This is a genomic window from Bradyrhizobium sp. UFLA01-814 (assembly GCF_046718885.1).
GTDB classification, from domain to species: Bacteria; Pseudomonadota; Alphaproteobacteria; order Rhizobiales; family Xanthobacteraceae; genus Bradyrhizobium; species Bradyrhizobium elkanii.
In genome coordinates, this window is record NZ_JAQOSR010000240.1 from 1 (window position 1) to 10,099 (window position 10,099).

General features: G+C 66.2%; 7 protein-coding genes and 1 pseudogene. 5 read left to right on the forward strand and 3 right to left on the reverse strand.

What is annotated here, in order from left to right; translation table 11 throughout:
- Both PMN64_RS39640 and PMN64_RS39645 read right to left on the reverse strand, forming a co-directional pair.
- Positions 1–1,180: adenylate/guanylate cyclase domain-containing protein (locus tag PMN64_RS39640; protein ID WP_411784680.1), on the reverse strand; the 1,180-nt coding region annotated here is incomplete at its 3' end.
- 129 nt (positions 1,181–1,309) lie between these two features.
- Complete coding sequence (locus PMN64_RS39645; protein ID WP_411784681.1) at positions 1,310–1,864, reverse strand: PAS domain-containing protein; 555 nt, start codon at positions 1,862–1,864, stop codon at positions 1,310–1,312.
- 498 nt (positions 1,865–2,362) lie between these two features.
- On the opposite strand from PMN64_RS39645, the gene PMN64_RS39650 reads away from it, so the two are divergent.
- The gene (locus tag PMN64_RS39650) at positions 2,363–3,160 is read left to right on the forward strand and encodes a rhomboid family intramembrane serine protease (protein WP_168856741.1); all 798 of its coding nucleotides are present in this window, start codon (positions 2,363–2,365) and stop codon (positions 3,158–3,160) included.
- Between the two features lie 192 nt (positions 3,161–3,352).
- The gene (locus tag PMN64_RS39655) at positions 3,353–3,781 is read left to right on the forward strand and encodes a CBS domain-containing protein (protein WP_028336151.1); all 429 of its coding nucleotides are present in this window, start codon (positions 3,353–3,355) and stop codon (positions 3,779–3,781) included.
- Positions 3,782–3,784: 3 nt separating this feature from the next.
- Here the strand turns inward: PMN64_RS39655 and PMN64_RS39660 are convergent, their stop codons facing one another.
- Positions 3,785–4,831, reverse strand: coding sequence for a patatin-like phospholipase family protein (locus PMN64_RS39660; protein ID WP_028342694.1), 1,047 nt, complete (start codon positions 4,829–4,831; stop codon positions 3,785–3,787).
- A gap of 277 nt (positions 4,832–5,108) precedes the next feature.
- Here PMN64_RS39660 and PMN64_RS39665 point away from each other — a divergent pair, with 277 nt between their 5' ends.
- From PMN64_RS39665 to PMN64_RS39675, 3 genes and pseudogenes are all read left to right on the forward strand, one after another.
- Positions 5,109–6,185 carry a hypothetical protein gene (locus PMN64_RS39665; RefSeq protein ID WP_028342693.1) on the forward strand — a complete coding sequence of 359 codons (1,077 nt, stop codon included), beginning with the start codon at positions 5,109–5,111 and terminating at the stop codon, positions 6,183–6,185.
- A 177-nt stretch (positions 6,186–6,362) separates the two neighbouring features.
- Positions 6,363–8,846 carry a putative bifunctional diguanylate cyclase/phosphodiesterase gene (locus PMN64_RS39670; RefSeq protein ID WP_411784682.1) on the forward strand — a complete coding sequence of 828 codons (2,484 nt, stop codon included), beginning with the start codon at positions 6,363–6,365 and terminating at the stop codon, positions 8,844–8,846.
- Between the two features lie 450 nt (positions 8,847–9,296).
- A pseudogene (locus PMN64_RS39675) lies at positions 9,297–10,099 on the forward strand (hypothetical protein); the annotation flags it as partial.

A 10,099-nucleotide genomic window follows, 5' to 3' on the forward strand; every position in this document is an offset into this window, starting at 1 on the left:
GGCCGATCATGTCGATGGCGGCAAGCGCGGCGAGATGGGTCTGCTCGGCTTCCTCGACGAAGGGCGCGCCCCAATAGGCCATGATGGCGTCGCCGATATATTTGTCGATGATGCCGCGATGCGCATGGACCGGCGCCGACATCGTCGACAGATAGAGGTTCATGATCTTGACGAGGCCGCTCGGCGTCACGCCCTCGCTCAGGCTGGTGAAGCCCTTCATGTCGCAGAACATCACCGTCATGACGCGGCGCTGTCCTTCGGTCGCGGCGATCGCCGGCTGTTCGAGCAGGCCCTCGGCGATCCGCGGATTGATGTAGCGGCCGAACGTCTCGCGGATGCGCTGGTTGTGGCGGAGCGTCTCGATCATGCGGTTGAAGGCGGCCGACAGCTGGCCGATCTCGTCCTGGGTCGTGATGGTGATGGCGCCGTCGAGGCGGCCGGCCTCGACCTCGCGGGTGCTTTCGAGCAGGCGCATCACCGGACGCGTGATGCCGCTGCCGACCAGCATCGCGAACACGAAGCCGAGGATCGCGGCAATGGCGGTCACGACGCCGGAGATGATGATCGCCCGCTGCTGGGCACTCATCACCTTCGCAGCGGCCGAAGCAACCTGCGCCAGCATGTCGGAACGGATGGCCTCGATCCTGGTGTTGAAGTCGTCGCGCAGGGCATCGGCGCGGAGCGTGGTCGCTTTCGCCGCCGCAAATTCCTTGGCGTCGATCTGCTCGAGCAGCGTCTTGTTCTCTGCGTTCAGACGCATCAGGAGGTCGTTGACGGCATTGTCGATGCGGTCGTCGAGGCGTCCGAGCGCGGCGTTGTCGGATGGCGTCGAGGGATCGGCGATGATCGCATCGATCAGCGTGCGCGCCGCGTCGGCCTCGCGCTTGATCAGGGGCTCGATCTCCTCGAAGGCCTTGCGCGCGCTTTCGTAGCCGGAATCTTCGCCCGGCGCCTGCATCTTCGCCATCATCATCCGGCGCATGGCGAGCGAGCGCTCCAGCGCGCGGATGTTGACGCGGGCGAGGTGGCCATAGGCGGGGATGTAGCGGTTGGTGAGCTCGTCGAGGAGATGGCCGACCTGGCCCGCCATCACCATCGACAGCAGCGAGGTGATCACCGCGAGGATGATGAGTCCCGCGGCAATGCCGACGATCTTCTGCCTGATCGAATTTCGAAACATGCCCAGCCTGGCCGCAGCTGCAATGAGCGGGTCCGCCCCGCCGTGGCGGCCAGACAGCTAATAGAGTTCCGCGGGGCGCGGTGCAAGCGACCGGCGCTTGCCATCCCGTCCCAAGGCGGGCGCCGGCGGCTAGCGCAGGCCTTCGTAGACCATCAGGCCGCGCGCGATGGCGAGCTTGCGCAGGGTCCGCGGCACGAACCGCTCCTGGGGATGCAGGTAACGCCACGAGGTCAGCACCAGGTCGTGCAGCCGGCTGACGTCGTCCTCGAACGGGGCGAGCAGGCCGGTGAGGCTCGCCGGCATATGGACGCGGGCGGTGAAGGGGAGCAGCAGCAATTCGAGATGCGCCTTGGCGCCGCTCTCGGTCGTGGCGGTGATGCCGGCGATGGCCGGAAGGGTCTCTTCGACGACGCAGGTGATGATGTCTTCGATCTCGCCGCGGCTCTCGTCGGTGAACAGGGCGGAAAAGCTCCGGTTCTTGAGGTCGCAGCCGAGCAGGGCGGAGGTGCGGGTGCCGGCCACGCGGAACGGAAAGCGGGTCTCGCCGTCATAGGACAGCACGAAGATGTCGGACAGGAGGTCGCGGACCGCGGACGGCTCGAACTCACTCCTCTCAGGTGCACGTGCGTTGCCGCGCTTCGCATTCCAATACGCGAAGAACGCGCGGCTCGAGCTGTGTTTCATCTAAACCTCGCCCGGCGCCTGTCTCAGCGGGACACATCTGTCCCGGTTTTGCTCAGGCGCCTTCCCTTCTCTGTTGTGCAGGGAAGGCTGTGCAGCGTCCATGCCGTGGCCGCGCTTTGGGCGGCTTATCGGCAGCTTTGTGTTGTTAACGTAAATTTAACTATGTCCTTGGCCCCCGCGGAACCTTTGGGTAGGGTCCACGCGTTCTCGTTCGCGCCGGCTGCCCCAAGCGCCGGCGTTGTTGGTACACAGGTGGCGTCAAACAGTTTGGTCACCGTGCGGGGAGGGGTGGGGACGTGCTCCCGATCCCTCTGGGGCACGAGAAGACCAGCCGATCAGGGAGGGCGTTCTCAGCGCCCTCCCTTTTCTTTTGTCCCGTCTTTTGTCCCGATTCCGCGCTGCGCGACACCCGGTGTCCGATTTTGGGATTGTGCACTTGCACAGGGGTGCGAAAGCCGCCTATCTCTGATCCACCGCCGCATCGAGGTCGCCGACCCCTTGGACTCCCATCCCGAATCCCCGCTCGCACCGCCGCCGGAGGCGCCGCGCGAGCCGATCCTGACACTGCCGCCGGCGCTCACCGCCTACATCCTCCTGATCGCGGCGATCCATCTGCGGGTGCTGCTGCCGCCGGAGCTGGAGAACTGGACCATCGACGTCTTCGGCTTCATCCCGAAGCGCTACGATTCGACGCTGCTCGACATCACCTTTCCGGGCGGCGAAGGCGCCAAGGTCTGGACCTTCGTCACCTATTCGCTGCTGCACGCCAACCTCACCCATATCGGCTTCAACGTGCTGTGGCTGCTGCCGTTCGGCAGCGCGCTGGCGCGGCGCTTCGGCGCGCTGCGTTTCTTTGTCTTCATGGCGGTGACGGCCGCCGCCGGCGCGCTCGCGCATCTGTTGACCCATGAGCACGCGATTGCGCCGATGATCGGAGCGTCGGCTTCGGTGTCGGGGACGATGGCGGCGGCGATCCGCTTCGCCTTCGTGAAGGGCAGCTTCCTGTCGTTCAGCCGCGGCGATGCCGAGGCGGCGGCCAAGGTGCCTGCGCTGTCGCTGTGGCGGGCGCTGCGCAACGGACGGGTGCTTGCCTTCCTGGCGATCTGGTTCGGCGTCAACATCCTGTTCGGCGCCACCTCGCTGTCGCTCGGCGGCGAGGGCGCGAGCGTCGCCTGGCAGGCGCATATCGGCGGCTTCCTCGCCGGACTGCTGCTGTTCTCGTTGTTCGATCCGGTGCCGCGCACGCGGGACGATGCTGCAGATGCGTCGTCGGTGGATCAGTCGGGGCGCGTCTGATCGCCGCTTGCAGCCTGGATCGAATTCCTCCATCATCTTTGCGAAGCAGAAACAAAGCGGGCCGACAAATCGAGCCCTGCTACTCACCGCGCCCCGGAACCGAAATCGGCGCGGAACTGTTGATTGAAGACTCTGGCGAACAGGCTCGACCCCGCCCAAGGCGGGGCACGAGTGGATTCAGGGAGGCCGACAATGACGGTACGTTCCATTCTCGATGCAAAAGGCCATCAGGTCATGAGCGTCGCGCCCGGCGCGAAGCTCTCGGCCGCGGTCAAGCTGCTCGGCGAGCGCAAGATCGGCGCGGTGCTTGTGATGGAGCAGAGCCGCATGGAGGGCATCCTGTCGGAGCGCGACATCGTGCGCGTGCTCTCTGAGCGCGGCGCAGGTGCGCTGGACGAACCGGTCAGCGCGGTCATGACCAAGAAAGTCGTAAGCTGCCGCGAGTCCGATACGGTCAGCGGCATCATGGAGATGATGACCACGGGAAAATTCCGCCATCTTCCTGTCGTCGAGGACGGCAAGGTGGTCGGGCTGATCTCGATCGGCGACATCGTCAAGCGGCGCGTGGAGGAATATGAGCGCGAGCAGGAGGCGCTTCGCGACTACATCAAGACCGCCTGAGTGCTACTTGCCGGTGCTGCCCGCACCGCTCGACGGCGGCACCAGGATGTCGATCGCTTCCTCGATTGCGCTGATGGAGCGTTCGGCGGCCCGGATGCCGTGCGCGATCAGGTCGTCGGCGCGGTGGAAGTCGAACCAGCCGATCTGACCGACCCGCGGCGAGATCAGCATGTCCGGCGGATCGCCGGCAAGGCGTGCGCGGGTGATGCGGTCCTGCATGATGTTGAAGGCGTCGACCATGACGCTTGAAATGCCGGGCCGGCTGGCGCTGCCGAAAAACTCCCGCTTCACGGTACGTTCAGCAGAGAAGAAGCGGCCAAACCGGCGCTTCGGCGGCTCCGGCTCGAGCTCGGCGTCGGCGGTCACCGCGACGGTCACCTCGGGCGCGGCCGACGGGCCGTGATTGTAGATCGTGGTCGAGTGCGCGAACACGTCGCTGGAGAGGTTCGCCGCAATGACAATCTCGGCGCCGAGCGCGCGCGCGGCCGAGACCGGCACCGGATTGACCAGCGCGCCGTCGACCAGCCAGCGGTCGCCGATCAGGACCGGCGCGAAGATGCCGGGCAGGGCGTAGGAGGCGCGCATGGCGTCGACCACGCGGCCCTGGGTCAGCCAGATCTCGTGCCCGGTGCGCACTTCGGTGGCGACGCTGGCGAACTTGACCGTGAGGTCCTCGATCATGACCTGGCCCAGCGCCGCCTCGATCTCGGCGGCCAGCTTGGCGCCGCGGATCAGGCCGGAGCCGTTGAGGCGGATGTCGAGGTAGCCGAGCACGCTGCGCGGCTGCAGGCCGCGCGCCCACTGCTCCAGCGTCTCGATATGGCCGGCCGCATAGGCGCCGCCGACGACGGAGCCGATCGAGGTACCGACCACCACATTGGGGACGATGCCGTGGGCCAGCAGGGTCTTGATGATGCCGATATGGGCAAAGCCGCGCGCGGCGCCGCCGCCGAGCGCAAGCCCGATGACCGGCCGGCGAACCGTACCCAGTCCTACCTTGTCGGGGCCGTCGGAGCTCTTGTGGCCTCGGCCCATCCAGCTGTCCAACACGACAAATCTCCTGCCAGCACGAGACTAGGCCGCGCAGCATGGCTGCGCCAGCGTCGTCCGTCTTCATGGTTATTCCCACAGGCATGATTCATGCCCGGGTGGTCCGCGGTAGGCAGGGAATGTGACTGGACCGCGACGATGGGGCTAACATCGGCTTGATCGCGCGGTTCCAAATGGCGGACGCTGCCCGTCCGGACTGTGACAAAGCCTTGGACGCCGCCTGGATCCCCTTGGACGAAGGCTTGAATTTGCCGCGTTTTCGTTGAAAAGCATGGTGATGACTTCGAGGGGTAACGGCATCGGCGGATGCGGGCGGGGCATGCGGCTCCTACCGCTGTTGACGCTTGCGGCATTTTTGCTGGCCCTGATCCCCGGTTCCGTATCTGCGCAGTTCTTCAGCGACCGGCCGCCGCCGATTCCGCCCGCCTCGGTCCCGGAGGTGCCGTCGGGTCCGGCGCTCAACCTGGCGCCGCCATCGGGCGGCGGTTCAGGGCCCGTTCTGCCCGGTCCGCTCAACCAGCCGACCATCGTCCAGCCCTCGATTGCGACCGTGCCGCCGGTCGTAGCGGCGCCGCCGGCCGGGTCGCCCGCCGCGGGGCAGGCGGTGCTGTCGCTGACGGCGCGGTACGGCAAGGACCTGCCGGTCATCAATGCCGGGCTGGTGTGGCGGGTGTTCGCCGACAAGCCTGACGACAACGGCACCTACAAGCTGGTCCGCGAAGAGCGCGGCGCGACGCCCAACGTAGTGCTGCCGCCCGGCAACTATGTCGTCCATGTCGCGCTCGGCCTCGTCAGCGCAGTGCGCGCCGTCAGCCTGAAGTCGGAGACCGACCGCGAGTCCTTCGTGCTGCCGGCCGGGGGCCTGCGGATCGAGGGCCGGGTCGGCAGCAGCAAGATCCCCGCCAACCAGATCTCGTTTGCGATCTACAAGGGCAGCCAGTTCGACGGTTCGGACCGTGGACCAATGGTGCCGAACGTAGCCGCCGGCGACGTCGCACTGCTGCCCGAGGGCACCTACTACATCGTCTCCAACTATGGCGACGCCAACTCGGTGGTGCGCTCCGACATTCGCGTCGGGGCGGGCAAGCTGACCGACGTCACCGTCACCCATCGCGCCGCCGTCATCACCCTCAAGCTGGTCAGCGAGCGGGGCGGCGAGGCGCTTGCCAACACCGCCTGGTCGGTGATCACGCCGGGCGGCGACGTGATCAAGGAATCGATCGGCGCGTTCCCGCGCGTCGTGCTCTCCGAAGGCGAGTATCGCGCGATCGCCAAGAACGAAGGCAAGGTGTTCGAGCGCCCCTTCAACGTCGTCAACGGCGTCGATGGCGAAGTCGAGGTCGTGGCGCGTTGATGTTCGACCGGCCTGCATTTCATGCAGCTGTCATAGTCTCTAATGTGAACTAACCATCGCGCGAATTTGAGCCGTCATAATCGCTCGCGGCGATGCCGGGCCTGCCTATTTTTACATGGCGTTAAGCCGCGGCATGACTTGGATGCCGTGGGGACTAGTGTTTGCGTGGGGCGTGCCATGGTCATGGCCAACAAGAAATCAGCAAAGACATCGGCCAAATTCAATTCCGAGATGTTCGCCGACGTACCGGTTCTGCAGCGCAAGTGGCAGGCCGCGGTCCGTCCCGGCGAAAAACTGCCGCACTATGAAGACGTGATGCTCGGCAGTCTCGGCCGGCTCGCGGATCATATCGTGCTGCTGCGGAGCGTCGATGGCATCCTCAGCGTCTCGCACGCCGGCCGCTATGTCCAGACATGGCTGAACGACGAGCGCTGGGACATTCCGCTGAGCGCGCTGCCGCCGGACTGCGCCACCGCCTTGACCGAAGCGGCCGCAAACGCCCGCGAGAACTGCCGGCCCTATCTGGCGTCAGCGCATTGCGTCCGCGACGGGTTGGTGCGGACCTTCGACGTGCTGGCGCTGCCGACGCGGTCGCGCTGGGGCGGTATCCTGGTCGGCGTCTACGTCAACGAGCGCAATGCGCAGTACAATCTGCTCGATACGATTTTCTCGGCCGCCGACGAGGGCGTGCTGTCGCTCGCAGCGATCCGCGATGCGCGCGGCGAGCCGGCTGACTTCCAGATCGTGCATCTCAACCAGGGCGCCGCAAGGCTACTGATGCAGCCTGCGACCGAATTGCTGTGGCGCCGGCTCAGCGCCGGCGGCAATCCGCTTGCGGCGCTAGCGGTGATGAACCGTCTGCGTGGATTTGTCGGCGGCGGCCCGGGCGGGCAGTTCGAGATCGACAGCGGCGATCGCTGCCTGCGGCTCGGCGTCACGGCGTTCGGCGACATGCTGTCGCTGACCGTCTCCGACGTCACCGCGCTGAAGCAGCGCGAGCTGTCGTTCCGCCTGCTGTTCGAGAACAACCCGATGCCGATGTGGGTGTTCGACGCCGGCACGATGGAATTCCTCAGCGTCAACGACGCCGCCGTTCAGCACTATGGCTACAGCCGGGAAAAATTTCTCGGCATGACGCTGCGCCAGATCTGGCCGGTGGACGAGTGGAGCGTGCACAGCGCCGCCTTGCGCGAGATCGGCGACGTCTATCAATCGAGCCGCGACTGGCGGCACATCAGAGCCGACGGCAGCGAGATCCATGTGCTGACCTTCGGGCGCAAGGTGGCGTTCGAGGGCCGCGACGGCTATCTGGTCGCGGTGGTCGACATCACCGAGCGCCGCGCCGCCGAAGCGCGGATCGCGCATATGGCGCACCATGACGGGCTCACCAATCTGCCGAACCGCGATTTCTACCAGGAGCGCCTGCGCGAGGCGCTGGAGCGCGGCCGGAGCGGCAACAAGCGCGTCGCGGTGATGTGCATCGACCTTGACCTGTTCAAGAACGTCAACGACTCCTTCGGGCATCCGATGGGCGATCGGCTGCTCAAGCTGGTGGCGGAGCGGCTGCGCGAGGTGGTCCGCGACGACAACGTGGCGGCCCGCCTCGGCGGCGACGAGTTCGCGATCGTGCTTGCGGCCGACGTTTCGCCGAACGAGGCGAGCGCTTTCGCCGAACGGCTGATCGATGCGCTGAGCGCGCCCTACAATATCGACGGGCTCGAGGTCGTGGTCGGCGCCAGCGTCGGCATCGCGCTGTCACCGGGCGACGGCACGACGTCGGAAGAGCTGATGCGTAATGCCGACATGGCGCTGTACCGCGCCAAGTCGGAGGGCGGCGGCGTGCATCACTTCTTCGAACCGGAGATGGATCAGCAGGCGCAGAAGCGCCGCGACATGGAGCGCGATCTGCGCGCGGCGTTCAGCAACGGCGAGTTCGAGCTGTACTACCAGCCGCTGGTCGATATCGCGGCCGACCGCATCTCTGGTTTCGAGTCGCTGCTGCGCTGGCGGCACCCGCAAAAGGGCATGGTCTCACCTGCGGAGTTCATCCCGGTTGCCGAAGACATCGGCCTGATCGTCGCGCTCGGCGAATGGGTGCTGCGCGAAGCCTGCTCCGAGGCGATCAAGTGGCCCGCCGACGTGAAGGTGGCCGTCAATCTGTCGCCGGTGCAGTTCCGCAGCCGCAATCTGGTCCAGGCCGTGATCTCGGCGCTGGCGCATTCCGGCCTGCCGGCGCGGCGGCTCGAGCTCGAGATCACCGAGTCGGTGTTTCTGGCGGAGACCGAGGCCAACCTCGCGATCCTGCATCAGCTGCGCGAACTGGGCGTCAGCATCTCGATGGACGATTTCGGCACCGGCTATTCCTCGCTGAGCTATCTGCGCAGCTTCCCGTTCGACAAGATCAAGATCGACCGCTCCTTCGTGAAGGATCTGGCGCGGCGCTCCGATTGCCTCGCGATCGTGCGCGCGATCTCGGGGCTCGGCCGCAGCCTCAGGATCACCACGACGGCGGAAGGGGTCGAGACCACAGACCAGCTCGACTGGCTGCGCGCCGAAGGCTGCAACGAGGTGCAGGGATTTCTGTTCAGCGCGGCGAGGCCGGCCGGCGAGATCGCGGCGCTGCTGAGCGGTTTTGCGGAGCGTGCTTCGAAGGCGGCCTAGCTCGTCATCCCTCGGGCTTGAGCCGGGCATTGCACCGTTGACGTTGCCGGGCAATGTCGGACCAGCGCGTCGCCGACCGGGCGGATCAGAGCGACTGCCTGCTGAAAGCGATCTGGCGGGAGACATTGCCGCGCGCGGCCATCCGCTCTCGCTTCAATTCCCGCAGTGTAGCTAAGCGCGGCAGCATTCCCCCAGCTGGGCCCGGATCGCAGCGTGGCCGTTTGGTGACATCCAGCCCAAAAGTAACTCGGTGCGCGGGGTGAGAAGACGCACGCTCGAAAGCCTGCGACATGGGGAAGGGGAGTCTGCGTCCGGCGCCATCGTATCGCTTGTAATCAATTTGCAGCAGTCATTTCGCAAGGCCGCCGACGATCGACATCGATTGAGGGGGGCGCCCGTGGGGCGGGCGAACCAATGAATGGAAGTCAACTTGCGCGGGTGGCTGGCACAGTGAGAGACAAGTTCTGGTTTGCGGCGATACTGGTCGTCGCTGTCTGGCTTGGGACGGTGACCGCGGCGCAAGCGCAGTTTGTCGTCACCACCACCGCCGACAGCGGTCCGGGCTCGCTGCGCGATGCCATCAATCAGGCTAACGTCGCAGGTGGAACGATCACGTTCAACCTGCCCGCAAACTCGACGATTGCAACCAGCGCTGCCAATGGCGCGCTGCCGCCCATCAATAACAACGTCACGATCGATGGCTCGGGATCGAGCGGCCTCGTCATTAGCGGCGGCAACGCCAATCGCGTCTTCTTCGTCCTCTCAGGCACGGTTGCGATCTCGAATCTGGCGATTGCCAACGGCAGTGCCCAAGGCGGCGCCGGCGGCGGCACCCAGACCGCCCCCGGTGGCGGCGGTCTGGGCGCCGGTGGCGCGATCTTTGTCAACGCCGGTTCGACAACAGTCAGCAATGTGACGTTCAGCAACAACACGGCAACGGGCGGCGCCGCGGGCGGTCGTGCGGCGCAAGGCGGTACGCCTGGTGGCGGCGGCGGTGGCGGTCTGGGCGGCAGTGGCGGCAGCGGCGGTCAGGACGCCGGTGGCGGTGGCGGCGGCTTCAGCGGCGGCGGCGGCGGCGCCGGCGGATCCAATAACGGGTCGACATTCCTGAACGGCGGCGCCGGCGGTAGCGGGCCTGGCGGCAGTGGCGGTAACGGAAGCAACGGAACGAACGGCGGCGCGGGACAAAATGGCATCAACGGCGGATCAGGCCTGTCTCTTATACACATCTCCGAGCCCACGAGACTTAGGAT

Coding starts and splice junctions, on each gene's coding strand:
- PMN64_RS39665 (WP_028342693.1), top strand. CDS start 5,109: ATGACTTCGAGGGGTAACGGCATCGGCGGATGCGGGCGGGGCATGCGG.
- PMN64_RS39645 (WP_411784681.1), bottom strand. CDS start 1,864: ATGAAACACAGCTCGAGCCGCGCGTTCTTCGCGTATTGGAATGCGAAG.
- PMN64_RS39670 (WP_411784682.1), top strand. CDS start 6,363: ATGGTCATGGCCAACAAGAAATCAGCAAAGACATCGGCCAAATTCAAT.
- PMN64_RS39655 (WP_028336151.1), top strand. CDS start 3,353: ATGACGGTACGTTCCATTCTCGATGCAAAAGGCCATCAGGTCATGAGC.